The organism is Leminorella grimontii (assembly GCF_039789245.1).
Taxonomy (GTDB): domain Bacteria; phylum Pseudomonadota; class Gammaproteobacteria; order Enterobacterales; family Enterobacteriaceae; genus Leminorella; species Leminorella grimontii.
On sequence record NZ_CP146357.1, the window covers coordinates 920,647 to 935,776 of the forward strand.

Here is a 15,130-nt window from a genome sequence, read left to right on the forward strand (position 1 = left end):
GTGATTGAACTTCGAGCGAAAGTTGAATTGTTGGAAAGGCGTGTTAATGATTATTTTGCTGCGATTTACGGGCTTTTTAATAAAAGAGGGTGGCTGATAGGGTTACCGACGCATAACGATTTTTTGTCATCGCTGGTGGGGGATGGCCGCTTTGCGATGGGGAAACGACTTTTAGCCCGTCTAAAAAGGGTCAATGTCGTTTCCCGTTAGCTCCGTTTAGAAAATGAAGCAGGCTAGCTGAACAACGCAAAGAGCGGCTATCCCGGCAATGACGTCATCCATCATGATGCCGAACCCGCCGGAGAGGTTTTCATCAAACCAGCGAATAGGCCACGGTTTGAGAATGTCGAAAAAGCGGAAGGCGATAAAGGCGAACAGCATCCAAACGATGCCTGAAGGCAGCGCAATGCAGGCAATCCACATGCCGATAAACTCATCCCAGACGATAGCGCCGTGATCGTGTTCGCCGATGGCGTTAGCCGCGCTGCGGCAGGCCCATACGCCGAGGAAAAAGGCGACGACGAGAATGACCAGATATGCCGGCAGAGAAAACCACTGTAAAAACAGATAATAAAAGGGGATAGCCGCCAGAGAGCCAAAGGTGCCGGGCGCTTTCGGCGATAGCCCGGAACCGAACCCGACGGCAAGCCAGTGCAGCGGATTACGAACGGAGAGGCGATAGAGCTCGGGTTTTATCGTTATACGCAAAGTCAATTTCTTCTTTTAAAGCGGTTCTTCCCGAACCGCTGTGCGTTCGGTCGTTTACAGCATTTCCAGCGGCGTTTTTCTGGCCGGGGGTGGAAATGCGGCGTTTAGCGTGACGTAGTCTTCATGGCTCAGCTCAATGCTAAGGCTTTCAATATTTTCCAGCATGTGCTGAACGTTGGCGGCTTTCGGGATAGTTATCACGTTGTGGTCATGCAGCACCCAGGCAATGGCGATTTGGGCCGGGCTTACGCGATGGCGCAGAGCGACTTCTATCAATGCAGGATGTTCCAGCAGCCTTGCCTGTTCAATCGGAGAGTAGGCCATGACCGGCATGCTGTTGCTGCGACACCACGGCAGCAAATCGTACTCAATGCCGCGCCGAGACAGGTTATACAGCACCTGATTGGTAGCGACCTGCTCGTGGCCTACAATGGTCATCAGCTCTTCCAGGTCATCTACGTCAAAGTTGCTGACGCCCCACTGGCCGATTTTCCCTTGTTCCACCAGGTTTTCCATCGCTTCGGCCGTTTCAGCCAGAGGAATGCGGCCGCGCCAGTGAAGCAGATAAAGATCGATGTAATCAGTGCCCAGCCTGCGCAGGCTGGCTTCGCAGGCGTCCATCGTTCCCTTAAGGCTGGCGTTGCCAGGCAGCACTTTACTGACCAGGAACACCTCATCACGGCGGCCCTTTATGGCTGCGCCGACGATCTTTTCGGCGCCGCCGTCGGCATACATCTCAGCGGTATCAATGAGGCTAAGGCCGCGCTCAATCCCCTGCTGGAGCGTGTGGATCTCCTGCTTAAGGTCCGAGTTGCGTTCACCCATAAACCAGGTGCCCTGCCCGAGGACCGGCATTTCATCCCCGCTGGGCAGCGTGATGTAGCGCATGCGCTGTCTGGCCATTGCTTACCTCCGTTAGGTTATGAATTTAGCCTAGTGGCGGGGCTGTTTTTCTTCCTCTTCATCTTCTTCGGCATAGTCTTCGTCTTCATCGCCGTCGCTGCCGTTGGGATCTTCGAAATAGGTGCCCCAGCCGTCATAGTTGACTTCAAAACGCTCGGCGAGCCGAACTAATTGTTCGACCTGCTTATCGATAATGTCAGCGTTAAGCCCCACCTCGCTGATGACGTCGCAGCACAGCAGAGTAAGGCCGTCTTCCACTTCAAGCTCTTCCGGGTCAGTAACTTCGTAGCCGAGCTTAAAGGCCTCTACGGCCGCCTTTTCCAGCGAGTCGAAGTCTTCGGCGGAAAAGTGGTGCTCGATTGCGTATAGCGCGTCCGGATCGCTGCCGTCTTCCAGAAGTTCTTCGATGATCAGGCGGGTCTCTTCACGCTGTTCTTCGAGCAGCGCGTTCAGTTCGTCGTTAGCAGTGGCCATGATAATTCTCGCTTGTGATAGTCAGTTATCGCTATTCTCACACAGTGCCCTAATAAGCTCCACCACAAAAGCCAACGTTTTACCTAAACTTAGGTTGATTGTGAATATTAATTCATATAAATTGATTTTAAATTCATCATTGCGTTAAGACGACATAGTCGAGGAGAACCGTCGATGCCTCAGTTTTATCAGCGCCACCTGTTACGGCTGCTAGATTTTAGTTCGCAAGAGATCCACTCGCTGCTTTCTCTGGCCGCTAGGCTGAAAAAGGAAAAAAAGGCAGGAGCCGAAAAGCCGACGCTGTGCGGTAAAAATATAGCGCTTATCTTTGAAAAAGACTCAACCCGTACGCGCTGTGCGTTTGAAGTCGCTGCCTTCGATCAGGGCGCGCGGGTGACCTACTTAGGGCCCAGCGGAAGCCAAATTGGCCACAAAGAGTCTATTAAAGACACGGCACGCGTGTTGGGCGGCATGTACGACGGCATTCAGTATCGTGGCTTTGGCCAGCACATTGTCGAAACGCTGGCGCAGTATTCGGGCGTGCCGGTGTGGAACGGGCTGACCGATGAGTTTCACCCGACCCAAATTTTGGCCGATCTGCTGACCATGCAGGAGTTCTTGCCGCAAAAGGACCTGTCAGAGATGACGCTGGCCTATCTCGGCGATGCGCGCAACAACATGGGCAATTCTCTGCTGGAAGGGGCCGCGCTGATGGGTATGGACCTTCGCCTGGTCGCGCCGAAGGCCTGCTGGCCCGATCCTGCACTGGTGGAAGCCTGTCAAAAGGTGGCGGCGAAAACCGGCGCTATCCTGACGTTGACGGAAGACGTAGCCGCAGGCGTAAGCGGAGTCGACTATCTGTACACCGACGTGTGGGTTTCCATGGGGGAGCCTAAAGAGGTGTGGCAGGAGCGCATTCACCAGCTTTTACCTTATCAGGTTAACCGTAAGGTGCTTGAGCTGACCGGCAATCCTCAGGTGAAGTTTTTACACTGCCTGCCGGCTTTCCACGACGACCAGACGACGCTGGGAAAACAGATGGCGCAGCAGTACGGCCTTCACGGCGGGATGGAAGTGACCGACGACGTGTTCGAATCAGAGCACAGCATCGTGTTTGTGCAGGCGGAGAACCGAATGCACACCATTAAGGCCGTGATGGTGGCGACGCTGAACAAAGAGTAGTTCAGGCTATTTCGCGGCGGACAAAAGCCCCAACGACTTGGGGCTTTTACACGTTTAGGAGAAATTAAAGCGCGCACACCAGCATCTTGATAACCGCTTTACGTATCCGCGCCGGTTTACCGACGGCGCAAAGCGGCTTGTGAAGCTCTCCCGGATAGAAGACGATAAAGTCGCCTTCCTGCATCGCAATAAGCTTTTCCTGAGGACAGGACGGTACAAACGCCAGATCTTTTTCCGCCAGCCGGTTTTCCGACGTTTCGGATACCGGCTGGTTGCTAAATCCCATGCCTTCCACGCCGTCCAACACGATCTGAATGTCCAGATAGCGCTCATGATACTCTGCTCGGCGGCTTTCCTGCGCTTGGGTATCGTTATGGGAAATCGTCACGAATGCGTTCTGGCCGTCGATCTCGTACCGGCCGTCCGGCGTATCGCTGGTAATATTTTTCTTAACGAATTCAATGGCGGATTTAAGCTTTTGGGGAAGGTAGGGCGTAAGCTCAAGGTGGTGAATATTGCCGGTAAGCATTATGGGTGTCCTTATAAAATGAAATACCGTTTCATATTCGTTAACTCTATCTCAATAGGCAAGGTTTTTATTCTAAACCGTACACCCGGCGTTACATTAGCCGGATATATCGTACAGTTAAGAAGAATTGAATTTACATCTCAGGGGTTGCCGCTTATGGTACATCTCTCTATGCGCGCCTTATAATGACGCCAATGATCTAAAACTAAAGATACTTAAGGAGCATTCATGTCCCACATTATTAATACCGACAAAGCGCCTGCGGCTATTGGTCCCTACGTTCAGGGCGTCGATCTGGGTAATATGATTATCACTTCCGGCCAGCTGCCTCTCGATCCGAAAACCGGCGAGTTTCCTGCCGACGTTGCCGCACAGGCTCGCCAGTCGCTGGAAAACGTTAAGGCCATCGTTGAAGCTGCAGGCCTGAAGGTTGCGGACATTGTGAAAACGACGGTTTTCGTTAAGGATCTGAACGACTTTGGTACGGTTAACGCTGCCTATGAAGCTTTTTTCACCGAGCATAACGCTCCGTTCCCCGCGCGTTCCTGTGTGGAAGTTGCGCGCCTGCCGAAAGACGCCAAGGTAGAGATCGAAGTTATCGCCGTTCGTCGCTGATATTATAAGCGCTAAGGCTGTTTTGTAAGACGGGCTTTCCCCTTAACGAGAGGAAAGCCCGTTTTTTATGGAAATGCGTTAGCGAGACTTCGCCGCTCGCGTCAGCGTCGCTTGATACACTTTAAACTTGCCGGTCTGCGCCAGCACTTCATGTGAGCCAAAGGCCGCGTCGAGCATGTTGGGATAGGGCAGGAAGGCGTTCGCCACAATGCACAGTCGCCCGCCGACGTGGAGATGTTTCACTGCACCGCGGATAAGCGCTTCAGCCGCGTTCAGGTTGGTCTGCAGGCCGTCGTGGAAGGGCGGGTTGGAAATAATCAGGTTGAAGCGCCCCTGAATATCGGAAAAGACGTCGCTGGCGATCGCTTCGCCCTGAAGGCCGTTGGCGGCAAGCGTCGCGCGGGCGGCTTCCAGCGCGGCGGCGTTAACGTCGCTTAACGTAAGCTTTAATCCCGGTGCGGATTTTGCCAGCGCGGCAGCTAAAACGCCCGCGCCGCATCCTACGTCCAGTACGGTTCCCTGAGCGTTTTTAATGGCGGAAAGCAGCAGTCGGCTGCCTACGTCTAGCCCGTCCCGGCTGAATACGCCGGGTAGCGTTTTTACAACAACGCTGTCCGTATGATATTCCGACCACCAGGCGTCGAACGCGAAGGTAGCCTGGCGTTCTAGGCGGCAGTGGTACAGCCCGCACCGGCGGGCGCTGTCGATTTTAGCTATGTCGCCGAAGTTCGCCAGTATCGTTTCCGCGCTGCGCACGCCGCTGCGGTTTTCGCCGACGATAAACAGCTCGCTGCCGACGGGGAGCTGGCTTAACAGGGCTTCAAGCTGAAACTGAGCTTCCTGCTTGCTCTTGGGCCAGTAGTAAATCAGCGTGTCGATTCCGTCCGTTAGTTCAGCTTCCGGCAGAAGGCCAAACGTCGCCCGCTCGCCCATCGACTGATGAAGCCGACGCCAGTGGTGGTACTGCGTGCAGTAGGCGCGAACTTCCTTCGCCTCAAAGCGCGCGGCGAGCGTATCCTGTATGTCTCCGGCAAACAGCACGCGGCGTTCGATAAATTCATCGGTGTGGCGCAGCATAACTTCACTGGCCGGGGAATAAGCGGACATGACCTTCTCCTGTGAAACGCCCAAACGCAGTGATTAACGGGCGTGCATAAAGTTGGGCGGGATTATAGTGCGTTATTGCCATTGGCGGAAGCTCACGGGGTTTGTTAGCATACGCGTCGTCATATTGGATTTCTTACTATGGGCAAAACGATGGCAACCTCACGTCGCGACTGGCAGCTAGAACAAATGGGCATACGGCAGTATCAGCTGGCCCGGCCGGCCGCGCTGCGCGGCGAAGTTGCCGTGGCGATCCCGGACGACGTAAAGGTGATAGTCATCAGTGAAGCGTTGCCGCAGACGGCTTCACCTTTATGGCAGGATCTATTGAGAGCAATGGCGTTAACGCCAGCGCAGGCGTACTGTTTGACGCTGGATAACGTTATGATGATCCCTGAAAACGTGCGCTGCGCACTCTGGCTGCTGGGGCAAGATGCTCCCCCAGCGTTGCCCGATGCGTTAAAGGCGCTCCCTTTGCTTGAGAGCCCGTCGTTGGACGCGCTGTCGGCTAACCCTGAGGCGAAACGCCTTTTCTGGCAGCAGATTTGTCATCATGAACACCATTTCTTCCCTCACGCCTAACGATCTGTCGTCGGCCTATCAAATTGAGCTGGCCAGTCACGCCTTCCCCTGGACGGAAAAAACGCTGCAAAGCAATCAGGGCGATCGCTACCTTAACCTAAAGCTTGAGATTGATGGTCAGATGGCGGCGTTCGCGGTGACTCAGGTTGTTCTCGACGAAGCGACGCTGTTTAACATCGCGGTTCATCCGGATTTTCAGAGGCAAGGGCTTGGACGGGCGCTGCTTTCACATCTGATCGCGACGCTAAGCGAGCGTGACGTAATGACGCTGTGGCTTGAAGTACGCGCTTCCAATGAAAAGGCCATTGCGCTTTATCGGTCTTTTGAGTTTAACGAAGTGTCGGTAAGAAAAGGCTACTACCCGTCGGCTGAAGGGCGGGAAGACGCCGTGATTATGGCATTGACGCTGTAATTTAGCGGGCGCGTTGGCGCCCGCAGCGAAGGTCGCTTTGTCGGGCCTATTTAACGATAAGGTCGTTAGCGACTGAGCGCACGCCCTCTACCGTTTTGGTTACGTCGACGGCCGCTCTGGCTTCATCCTGTGAACGAACAAAGCCGCTTAGCTGAACGCGCCCTTTAAAGGTTGTTACGGTGATTTGCGTTGAACGAATGGTTTTTTCTCCCAACAGCGCGGCCTTCACCTTGGTCGTGACGACAGAGTCGTCGATATAACCGCCGGTGCCTTCGGTTTTCTCCGTCGGCGCACAGGCCGCAACGGTGAACGCGATGATAATGGCGCTGAGCAGGGCTGCGATGGGTCTGATTAGCTTCATTTTCATAACTCCTTAGCGATACGCAATAGGTTAAACAGATTGTAGCGCGTTAAAAAACGGCAACGGCCAAAAAGGTTGTCTTTTGATAAATGATAAAACTGCACTATTTACTATAGTCGCAGAATAGCGCAGCGGCGAATCATCTCATTAAATAACGGTGGGTTATGAAATGTAACATGCCCCTCCTAAAGCGGGAGGAACAGGCCTCGCTGTGCGGGGTTTTTTCTGTCCTTTCCTTCTCCATATGTGTAAAATTCCCTCCCATTGCCAGCGCGATCCCTAAAACCCCGCGCACGTCAGACTGAATTTTTGCTGAGACTACCCGGATGAAAGAAACCACAAAGGCCGCAGAGATTGCGTGCCGACGCACGTTTGCCATTATTTCTCACCCAGACGCCGGTAAAACGACGATTACCGAAAAGGTGCTGCTGTTTGGACACGCGATTCAGACGGCGGGAACGGTAAAGGGCCGCGGCTCGAGCCAGCACGCCAAGTCCGACTGGATGGAGATGGAAAAGCAGCGCGGGATCTCAATTACTACTTCAGTGATGCAGTTTCCCTATAAGTCTCGACTGGTTAACCTGCTCGATACCCCGGGGCACGAAGACTTCTCGGAAGATACCTATCGTACGCTAACCGCCGTTGACTGCGGTCTGATGGTGATCGATGCGGCCAAGGGCGTCGAGGATCGTACCCGCAAGCTGATGGAGGTTACGCGCCTGCGCGATACGCCGATCCTGACGTTTATGAACAAGCTGGACCGCGATATTCGCGATCCGATGGAGCTGCTGGACGAAGTGGAAAGCGAGCTTCGAATCATGTGCTCCCCCATTACCTGGCCTATCGGCTGCGGTAAGCTGTTTAAAGGGGTTTATCACCTGTATAAGGATGAGACCTATCTTTATCAGAGCGGCATGGGCCACACCATTCAGGAAGTCCGGATCGTTAAAGGGCTGGACAATCCAGAGCTGGACGCCGCGGTCGGTGAAGATCTGGCGTCCCAGCTGCGCGAGGAGCTGGAACTGGTGAAAGGCGCGTCCCACGAGTTCGATCTGGACACCTTCCTGGCAGGCGATCTGACGCCGGTATTTTTCGGCACCGCGCTTGGCAACTTCGGCGTGGATCACATGCTGGACGGCCTGGTCGACTGGGCGCCAGCGCCGATGCCGCGCCAGACCAACGTACGCACCGTTAAGGCCGATGAAGAGAAGTTTTCCGGCTTCGTGTTCAAGATCCAGGCCAATATGGACCCCAAACACCGCGACCGCGTGGCCTTTATGCGCGTCGTTTCCGGTAAGTACGAGAAGGGCATGAAGCTGCGCCAGGTGCGAACCGGCAAAGACGTCACCATTTCCGACGCGCTGACCTTTATGGCCGGCGACCGCTCTCACGTTGAGGAAGCCTATCCGGGCGATATCATCGGCCTGCACAACCACGGCACCATTCAGATTGGCGATACCTTCACTCAGGGCGAAGACATGAAGTTCACCGGTATTCCGAACTTCGCGCCGGAGCTGTTCCGCCGCATTCGCTTAAAGGATCCGCTAAAGCAGAAGCAGTTGCTTAAAGGGCTGGTGCAGCTCTCCGAAGAGGGCGCGGTTCAGGTATTCCGCCCTATCGCCAATAACGATCTTATCGTCGGCGCCGTCGGCGTGTTGCAGTTTGACGTGGTGGTTGCTCGTCTTAAGAGCGAGTATAACGTTGAGGCGATTTACGAGTCGGTCAACGTCTCTACCGCCCGCTGGGTTGAGTGCAAGGATGTGAAGAAGCTGGAAGAGTTTAAGCGTAAGAACGAGCTGAATATCGCGCTCGACGGCGGCGACAACCTCAGCTACATCGCGCCGACGATGGTAAACCTCAATCTGACGCAGGAACGCTATCCTGACGTAGAGTTCCATAAAACGCGCGAGCATTGATTTCTGGTATCATAATATCCCTTTTAAAACCCGGTATATGTGCCGGGTTTATTTTAGGTCGGTAGATGAAATTGCTGTCCTATTTTTCTCCTTCAAGAGGTTCTAACACTAAAATAGAGTAAATAATGGTCGCTACATTTAATTATATAGTGACAGTTGTGAAATTGAAGTTTAGGGTATTATTGAAGCTATCCTTAAATAAATCTGATTTTATAGAAAAATTTTTAATTGATTCGACATTATCTAAATTAAACTGAACTGTGGTGTTAAAGCCATATAGGTTAACATAATAGTTATTTTTAATAAAGGAAATTATTTCTTCTTCTGCTATTTTTTCGCTATCAATAACATTTATTTTTTGAAAGTAGTTTTTATCATCTCTTGGATGAGGGATATAAAAGTCTATGTTGTTATTGATAATGAATTTCTGTATCCTTTGTATGAGCTCTTCTTTTCTTTTTTTTTCTTTTACGGCATCAATATATACGGTGCCTAGCAATATATTTATTACTTTCTTCTTTTTATTTGAATGTTGATCTATAGTGGTTATAAGTTCTATATATTCTGTATTTTCTACAATATTATCCCTGCCAGGAAAGATAGTGTAATGTTTTTCTATAAGTCTCAAAATGTCATTTTTATGATATTTCCGGCCCATAATGTTTCTAATAAAAAGCTTGTGTTTTTTTATTTTTTCTTTTGCATACATGATGCTCATTTTATTTATATTATGGGTTCCATCATCAAATGTTCTTATTTTATTGAATTTGATTAATGATAAGATATGATGAATGATTGGAATATGAAAGTTAGCGAAGTGAACTATATCGTATTTTTTTTCATATGAGGCCATGATCTTTTTTGTGTATAAAGTTCTCTTTATTGTTTTAAATGAAGATGAATTTTTATAGTTAGGATAAATTTTTATATTTCTTACATAAGGGGAAATCTGAGATATGTAATTTTTGTTTTTCCTGTTTTCACTATCTCCAATAAATATTACATCTACCTCATAAAGGTTTTCTTTTTCTATAATAGCTTTTGCTATTAAAAGATGTAAATTTGTTAAACAAATAAATAAATTCATTACATACCTTTAAAACTAATATTGTATAAATACTCTTTACTCCTTCGAGTAAAACTAGATAATTATATATTTTTGATGCGTAAACTACAACATTAGATTGTTTGTTATATTATTGGAGTATAAATGTTAATTAAGGTAATTAATTTATTTTTAACAAATGTAAGTAATCCTATATTATTAGAATTTAAACCATAGTCTAATTGCCCCACCGATTATGGGGCCAAGTGATACATATTATTCGCTACGCACCTTCCACTGCTTGGCTAACTGAGACTTGGTCTCTCCCGCCAACCAGGCGTTGATGCTTTCCAATAGCTTGGTGTTGTCCTTTTTCACCATGTAAACCTTATGGCTTTCGGTGCCGGGGAACGGCTTTTGGGTTGCCATACACAGGACGCCGGGCTCTTTGTTTTGATAGTAGTCGCCCTCTATCAGGTCAGTGACCATCATGTCAGCGGTGCGATCGCGCAGCGCCTGTAGGTTATCGTAGTTGTCTTTAACGCGGATAACCTGCGCTTTTTTAATGTTTCCATCGACAAAGCTTTGGTTGGTGCCGCCCGGGTTAACCACTACCTTGACGTCGGGGCGGTCAATTTTTTCCAAATCACCCAAAGACTCCGCAACGGCGCAACCCGCCAGCGCGATTTTGCCGTTAGGCACGATGGGCTTGGTCAGGCCGAACTCTGCTTCACGCTTTGCCGTTGCAGTTACGCCGCCCATGGCGACGTCAAACTTGTCGGCGGCCAGATCGCCGGAAAGCGTAGGCCAACTGGTCAAAACGAATTCAACGTTCAGCTTCAGATCTTTTGCCAGCGCTTTCGCCATATCGATATCGTAACCAACCAGCTTTCCGTCGGCGTCATGATAGGCTAACGGAGCGTAGTCGCCCGGTACGCCAACCTTGAGCGTCCCCGAGTGTTGAATGTCGGCCATGGTGCGGGCTTCTGCCTGCATGGCGGTAAGGATCAGTACGGAACTCAATAAAACGCGCAGCTTCATAATTATTTTCCTGTCGGTGCTGTGATTGATGATGTCGCATTAATAAAACACCAATAGCGGGGCAAACGCCAGTAAAAAGCGTTGCGTGACGGGGGATAGTCTATTTTAATGCAGTGAAATGTATTGGTTTTTTGATGTTATCTGAAATAAAAAGCCCCGCCTAAGGGCGGGGCCGGGAAGGTCTGATTACAGAATGCGGCTAATCAGGCGGTCGATTCTGATGCGCCTTAATCGGCGGATAAGCTTTCGGATCTTGACCGGATAAAACTGCATGCTTTGCAGCTGTTGGAAGTGATTAATCACGAAAGTGTGAGTGCGGATAAGCTCCAGCTCGCGCAGGCTGTCTTCCTTTAGCTCTTGCTTGGGGTCATGGATAAGGATGGCGTTTTCCAAATCCAGATGCCAGGCCCGAGGGTTCAGGTTGTTGCCCGTTATCAGCATCCAGCTGTCGTCGACCCACATTCCCTTCAGGTGATAGGTGTTATCTTCGTCTTTCCACAGGCGAACCGTCAAAAGGCCTTCGTCAACGTAGCGCTGCAGGCGCGTTACGAAGCGACGCAGGTTGATTTCGTACAGGTAAGGCAGTGCGCCGATGATTTTGAACGGCTGATCTTCCGGAATATAAAAGTCGTTTGCGGTTTTATCGCCAACGATGATTTCAACCTGCTTGCCTTGGCGAAGTAGGCCAATGATGTTTTTCACCAGCGGCGCGGGCAGGTTGAAGTAAGGCGTACAGAGCGTGAGCTTACGCTCCGCGCTGTTCATCAGGCGGTCGATAACCTTATTGAGCGGGCTGTGGCGACCAAGCCCGACCAGCGGCGTAACGGACAGCTCTTCATTAGTCGCGCCGTTCTCAAACTCATAGCCGTTCTGGCGCAGGCTTTGGCGAAATTTTTTGATGTCGCCTTTGATTTCCGGGCTGCGCGGGCGATCGTGGCAGTCGAGATTTCTCACCGCTTCGGCCGGTAGCAGATGCTGCTTAACGTAATCAACCATGCTGGTAGCAAGCGTTGGGTTAGTAATCAGCTGATAGCGATCGTAGCGGTATTTGTCGTGGCGGTGCAGATAAACGTCGTTGACGCTGGCGCCGGTGTAGGCGACGGTATCGTCAATGATGCTGCCCTTAAGGTGTAACACGCCCAGCGCTTCTCGCGTGTTGACCGGAACGCCATAAACGGGAACGCATACGCCGGGGTGTTGTTCAGCCATTTTACAGTACCAGTCTGCATTGGTGCTGCTGGCGGCATCGCCGATTCGGCCGCGCTGGGCGCGGTGCCAATCGACCAGAATAGCGACTTCGAGCTCCGGGCGTTGCATTTTTGCCCGATAGATGGCCGATAGGACGTCAATCCCTGCGTCGTCTTGTTCAAGATAAAGAGCAATCAGATAAATGCGTTTTTCTGCACGGCCTATCAGATCAAGCAGCTGGGTGCGATAGTCGCTTGGGCTTGATAATATTTTAATATTATCAATTTGTTGTGAAATTTTAGGCAGTTGTGCAAGGTGTTGTTGAGATTTCTTACGTTTAAATGATGACAACATCACAGAGCATTCTTCTCTTGTTGAGTTACGGCCGTTGCCATAACGAGCAATAACAATAATTAACTAAGTCGGATCGCGTAATACTATCACCACTCGTCGTGAAAGTGACGAAAAAAACCGAATGAATCTGGTAAAACTGCCGCAGATGTAACATTTTTTCCGAGTCTTGTTTTTTATCTCAATGATAGTTATGGCTATTTTTAACCTTCTTTTTCGCCATCACCAGAGGCTCAGTCAGCGACGTTCTCCAACGGCACGTTGGCTTTTCCCGCCAGATAGCGCCGCCTGAACTCGCTAAAGTGGGCTGCGAGACGATCGGCGGCTGGCGTTTCTCCAGCAAGGCGCAATAGGCTGACAGCCACTTCCGCCGTGCAGAGCTGTTCTTTATGGCTGGCTTCCCGAAGGCGGTAATCCGAGCTTTCCAGACTTTCAATCGACAGCACGGGCAGGCCGTCCAGATAGGGGCTCTTGCGAAACATCTTTCTTGCTTCGGTCCAGGTGCCGTCAAGGATAATAAACAGGGGACGCTTGCCCGATTCGGGGGCAACTTGCGTCGTCACGCGTTCAGGAGCGGTGTAGGAGGCCGGAAAAATAACGTAGGGCTGATAATCCTGCGAATTTAGCAGAGCGAGCAGCTCGGCCGACGCTTCGGTACGAGACCAGAGAAAAGCGGCCGTATCCGGCAGCACGTCGGCGATAAGCCGACCGGTGTTGCTGGGCTTAAGCGGCTCGGTATCGTACATCACCAGGCAGAAGCGGCAGTCGGCGCGACTGACTGAAAGCGTATGGCACAGGCAGAGCTTCTTGGACAGTAGGCAGCGTGGGCAGCGAATAACGCGGCATCCGCGAGCCCGAAACGGGCGGGTCGCCTGAGCCAAGCGCGCTTCTCGCAGTTTGAGTACGGCGTTGCCGTCTACGCCGCTGAGCGTATTAATAGAAGAAAGCGCATCGTTTTCCATTGCTATTCACCGTGCCTATAAAACGAAAAAGGCGCATGATAACGGATCGTGCGCCTGAATCATCGGGTTTTTTCAGGTTTTTAGCCTAACGATTCGTCCAGCCACTGCTTGAATGGCTCTTTAGGCATAGCGCCGTTCAACATATCGACGCGCTGGCCGTTTTTAAACACCATAATGGTAGGTATACTGCGAATGCCGAAGCGTGCGCTGAGGGCGGGTTCTGCTTCGGTATCGACCTTGATGAAGCGGATTGAGTTGGCCCTTTCCTGCGCGACGTCTTCAAAGATAGGCGCGAAGCTGCGGCAGGGGCCGCACCAGGGAGCCCAGAAGTCGATAACGACGGGCAGATCGTCGTTTAACAGCGCATCGAAAGAGGATGCCGTTGCGTTAATAACCTCTCCGTCAAAAAGCGAATGCCCGCAGCGGCCGCACTTGGCGTCTTCTTCCAGACGATCTTCAGGGACGCGGTTTTTGGTCTGACAGGAAGGACAAAGCGTATTCATGTATTACCTCAGTCGATATTACGTAGGACGGTATCGCGGTAAGTATGGTCAACGCTTCGGATATCGACAACGGGATTTTATCGATAGCTATAATAGTTTTAGGCTTAGGCCGATTCATTAGTGGCTAACTACCGCGACATCGGGTAATCTTCGCGCCGGATGCGATGGTGAAGTGGAGAAAGTAATTATGAGCGACGCGTTTAACGGCAAGAGCGGCAAGGTTAAAGTGATGTACGTCCGCAGCGAGGACGACAAAGACAACAGCAAAAGCGATAAACGTCCGGACAGAAGTCGCGGCGGCCAAAAGAGCGCCGGTCGCGGCGATCGTGAACGCGAGCGCGCTCCCCGCTGGGGCGACGAACAGCGTCCGCGCGCACCGGTACGTAAAGTGGATGAAAAGCCCCCTCGCTCTGCGTGGCAGGCAAGGCTGCAGGACGCCAGCGAACCTGAACCGTTTGACCACGGCGGCATCGCCGGCAAAAGCCAGGTCGATCCGGCCCAGCTGCGTAAGCAGCGCGAAGAAGAGAGCAAGGTTTACGGCGAGAACGCCTGTCAGGCGCTGTTCCAAAGCCGACCTGAAGCGATCGTTCGTGCCTACTTTGTCCAGTCCGTCACGCCGCGCTTTCGCGACGCTCTGCGCTGGATGGCGGCCAACCGTAAGGCCTATCACGTTGTTGACGAACAGGAACTGGCTAAAGTATCGGGCACCGAACACCACGGCGGCGTCTGCTTTCTGATTAAAAAGCGCGCGGGCCTGAGCGTTGCTGACTACCTGAAAAGCGCATTGTCTAACGACTTCGTGCTGGCGCTGGACAACGTCGGCAACCCCCATAACCTGGGCGGCATGATGCGCTCATGCGCATTTTTTGGCGTTAAGGGCGTATTGCTGCGCGATCCGGGCCAGCTTGAGTCCGGCGCGGCGGTGCGTACGGCGGAAGGCGGTGCGGAGCGCCTGTCAGCGATCGGATGCGATGACTTTTCACAGGCGCTGGACGAATTCCAACGCGCCGGCTATTCCGTCGTCGTCGTCGGCAAGGGCGAAGGAAAGAACGAGACGCTGTCAACGCTTTCATTCCCGGCCAAGACGGTGCTGGTGCTGAGCGAAGAGCGCGACGGGCGTTCCAGCCTGGCGGCAAAGCAGTGCGATATTAACGTTGAGGTTGACGGCTCAGGCCAGTTGGAAAGCCTGAACGTGTCGGTCACGGCGGGCGTGCTGCTGGCGGCCTGGTGGCGTCAGTTTGGCGGTAAATAACG

17 protein-coding genes are annotated in these 15,130 nt (G+C 51.9%); 6 read left to right on the forward strand and 11 right to left on the reverse strand.

Going from position 1 to position 15,130, the window contains the following annotated elements:
- Positions 1–216: 216 nt before the first annotated feature.
- Genes V8L73_RS04375 through rraB form a run of 3 tightly spaced genes read right to left on the reverse strand, consistent with a single transcriptional unit; the run spans position 217 to position 2,085 of the window.
- On the reverse strand, positions 217–702 hold the full coding sequence (locus tag V8L73_RS04375; RefSeq protein WP_347254785.1) for a phosphatidylglycerophosphatase A: 486 nt from the start codon (positions 700–702) through the stop codon (positions 217–219).
- 60 nt (positions 703–762) lie between these two features.
- The gene (locus V8L73_RS04380) at positions 763–1,611 is read right to left on the reverse strand and encodes an aldo/keto reductase (protein WP_027274132.1); all 849 of its coding nucleotides are present in this window, start codon (positions 1,609–1,611) and stop codon (positions 763–765) included.
- Positions 1,612–1,641: 30 nt separating this feature from the next.
- Positions 1,642–2,085 (reverse strand): ribonuclease E inhibitor RraB, encoded by a 444-nt coding sequence (gene rraB, locus V8L73_RS04385; RefSeq protein WP_036023602.1) that lies wholly within the window; start codon positions 2,083–2,085, stop codon positions 1,642–1,644.
- 174 nt (positions 2,086–2,259) lie between these two features.
- Between rraB and argF the strand changes: the two genes are divergently transcribed.
- On the forward strand, positions 2,260–3,267 hold the full coding sequence (gene argF, locus V8L73_RS04390) for an ornithine carbamoyltransferase (RefSeq protein ID WP_347254211.1): 1,008 nt from the start codon (positions 2,260–2,262) through the stop codon (positions 3,265–3,267).
- A 64-nt stretch (positions 3,268–3,331) separates the two neighbouring features.
- On the opposite strand, the gene V8L73_RS04395 is transcribed toward argF, so the two are convergent.
- Positions 3,332–3,796 (reverse strand): YhcH/YjgK/YiaL family protein, encoded by a 465-nt coding sequence (locus V8L73_RS04395; protein ID WP_027274129.1) that lies wholly within the window; start codon positions 3,794–3,796, stop codon positions 3,332–3,334.
- 228 nt (positions 3,797–4,024) lie between these two features.
- Between V8L73_RS04395 and ridA the strand changes: the two genes are divergently transcribed.
- Positions 4,025–4,411, forward strand: coding sequence for a 2-iminobutanoate/2-iminopropanoate deaminase (ridA, locus tag V8L73_RS04400; protein ID WP_027274128.1), 387 nt, complete (start codon positions 4,025–4,027; stop codon positions 4,409–4,411).
- Positions 4,412–4,489: 78 nt separating this feature from the next.
- Here ridA and rsmC read toward each other — a convergent pair whose 3' ends face one another.
- Positions 4,490–5,518 (reverse strand): 16S rRNA (guanine(1207)-N(2))-methyltransferase RsmC, encoded by a 1,029-nt coding sequence (rsmC, locus tag V8L73_RS04405; protein ID WP_347254212.1) that lies wholly within the window; start codon positions 5,516–5,518, stop codon positions 4,490–4,492.
- Positions 5,519–5,668: 150 nt separating this feature from the next.
- Here rsmC and V8L73_RS04410 point away from each other — a divergent pair, with 150 nt between their 5' ends.
- Positions 5,669–6,097: a DNA polymerase III subunit psi gene (locus tag V8L73_RS04410; protein ID WP_347254213.1), complete on the forward strand. Its 429-nt coding sequence runs from the start codon at positions 5,669–5,671 to the stop codon at positions 6,095–6,097.
- Positions 6,069–6,509, forward strand: coding sequence for a ribosomal protein S18-alanine N-acetyltransferase (gene rimI, locus V8L73_RS04415; protein WP_347254214.1), 441 nt, complete (start codon positions 6,069–6,071; stop codon positions 6,507–6,509). The genes V8L73_RS04410 and rimI overlap by 29 nt, the downstream gene beginning before the upstream one ends.
- A gap of 46 nt (positions 6,510–6,555) precedes the next feature.
- Here the strand turns inward: rimI and V8L73_RS04420 are convergent, their stop codons facing one another.
- Complete coding sequence (locus V8L73_RS04420) at positions 6,556–6,870, reverse strand: BON domain-containing protein (protein WP_027274124.1); 315 nt, start codon at positions 6,868–6,870, stop codon at positions 6,556–6,558.
- Positions 6,871–7,196: 326 nt separating this feature from the next.
- Here V8L73_RS04420 and prfC point away from each other — a divergent pair, with 326 nt between their 5' ends.
- Positions 7,197–8,786 (forward strand): peptide chain release factor 3, encoded by a 1,590-nt coding sequence (gene prfC, locus V8L73_RS04425; RefSeq protein WP_347254215.1) that lies wholly within the window; start codon positions 7,197–7,199, stop codon positions 8,784–8,786.
- Positions 8,787–8,928: 142 nt separating this feature from the next.
- On the opposite strand, the gene V8L73_RS04430 is transcribed toward prfC, so the two are convergent.
- From V8L73_RS04430 to trxC, 5 genes are all read right to left on the reverse strand, one after another.
- The gene (locus tag V8L73_RS04430) at positions 8,929–9,873 is read right to left on the reverse strand and encodes a glycosyltransferase family 52 (protein ID WP_347254216.1); all 945 of its coding nucleotides are present in this window, start codon (positions 9,871–9,873) and stop codon (positions 8,929–8,931) included.
- A gap of 234 nt (positions 9,874–10,107) precedes the next feature.
- Positions 10,108–10,872, reverse strand: coding sequence for a transporter substrate-binding domain-containing protein (locus V8L73_RS04435; RefSeq protein ID WP_347254217.1), 765 nt, complete (start codon positions 10,870–10,872; stop codon positions 10,108–10,110).
- Between the two features lie 186 nt (positions 10,873–11,058).
- The gene (gene pssA, locus V8L73_RS04440) at positions 11,059–12,414 is read right to left on the reverse strand and encodes a CDP-diacylglycerol--serine O-phosphatidyltransferase (RefSeq protein ID WP_261831294.1); all 1,356 of its coding nucleotides are present in this window, start codon (positions 12,412–12,414) and stop codon (positions 11,059–11,061) included.
- Positions 12,415–12,644: 230 nt separating this feature from the next.
- Entirely contained in the window at positions 12,645–13,373 is a 729-nt protein-coding gene (locus tag V8L73_RS04445) for a tRNA-uridine aminocarboxypropyltransferase (RefSeq protein WP_347254218.1), read from the reverse strand.
- Between the two features lie 80 nt (positions 13,374–13,453).
- Positions 13,454–13,876 (reverse strand): thioredoxin TrxC, encoded by a 423-nt coding sequence (gene trxC / locus V8L73_RS04450; RefSeq protein ID WP_347254219.1) that lies wholly within the window; start codon positions 13,874–13,876, stop codon positions 13,454–13,456.
- A gap of 187 nt (positions 13,877–14,063) precedes the next feature.
- On the opposite strand from trxC, the gene V8L73_RS04455 reads away from it, so the two are divergent.
- Positions 14,064–15,128: a tRNA/rRNA methyltransferase gene (locus V8L73_RS04455; protein ID WP_347254220.1), complete on the forward strand. Its 1,065-nt coding sequence runs from the start codon at positions 14,064–14,066 to the stop codon at positions 15,126–15,128.
- The last annotated feature ends 2 nt before the right edge of the window (positions 15,129–15,130 follow it).

Bases quoted from the DNA above. Each gene is read 5' to 3' on its own strand.
- V8L73_RS04380 (WP_027274132.1), bottom strand. From the start codon at position 1,611: ATGGCCAGACAGCGCATGCGCTACATCACGCTGCCCAGCGGGGATGAA.
- rraB (WP_036023602.1), bottom strand. From the start codon at position 2,085: ATGGCCACTGCTAACGACGAACTGAACGCGCTGCTCGAAGAACAGCGT.
- argF (WP_347254211.1), top strand. From the start codon at position 2,260: ATGCCTCAGTTTTATCAGCGCCACCTGTTACGGCTGCTAGATTTTAGT.
- V8L73_RS04395 (WP_027274129.1), bottom strand. From the start codon at position 3,796: ATGCTTACCGGCAATATTCACCACCTTGAGCTTACGCCCTACCTTCCC.
- ridA (WP_027274128.1), top strand. From the start codon at position 4,025: ATGTCCCACATTATTAATACCGACAAAGCGCCTGCGGCTATTGGTCCC.
- rsmC (WP_347254212.1), bottom strand. From the start codon at position 5,518: ATGTCCGCTTATTCCCCGGCCAGTGAAGTTATGCTGCGCCACACCGAT.
- V8L73_RS04410 (WP_347254213.1), top strand. From the start codon at position 5,669: ATGGCAACCTCACGTCGCGACTGGCAGCTAGAACAAATGGGCATACGG.
- rimI (WP_347254214.1), top strand. From the start codon at position 6,069: ATGAACACCATTTCTTCCCTCACGCCTAACGATCTGTCGTCGGCCTAT.
- V8L73_RS04420 (WP_027274124.1), bottom strand. From the start codon at position 6,870: ATGAAGCTAATCAGACCCATCGCAGCCCTGCTCAGCGCCATTATCATC.
- prfC (WP_347254215.1), top strand. From the start codon at position 7,197: ATGAAAGAAACCACAAAGGCCGCAGAGATTGCGTGCCGACGCACGTTT.
- V8L73_RS04430 (WP_347254216.1), bottom strand. From the start codon at position 9,873: ATGAATTTATTTATTTGTTTAACAAATTTACATCTTTTAATAGCAAAA.
- V8L73_RS04435 (WP_347254217.1), bottom strand. From the start codon at position 10,872: ATGAAGCTGCGCGTTTTATTGAGTTCCGTACTGATCCTTACCGCCATG.
- pssA (WP_261831294.1), bottom strand. From the start codon at position 12,414: ATGTTGTCATCATTTAAACGTAAGAAATCTCAACAACACCTTGCACAA.
- V8L73_RS04445 (WP_347254218.1), bottom strand. From the start codon at position 13,373: ATGGAAAACGATGCGCTTTCTTCTATTAATACGCTCAGCGGCGTAGAC.
- trxC (WP_347254219.1), bottom strand. From the start codon at position 13,876: ATGAATACGCTTTGTCCTTCCTGTCAGACCAAAAACCGCGTCCCTGAA.
- V8L73_RS04455 (WP_347254220.1), top strand. From the start codon at position 14,064: ATGAGCGACGCGTTTAACGGCAAGAGCGGCAAGGTTAAAGTGATGTAC.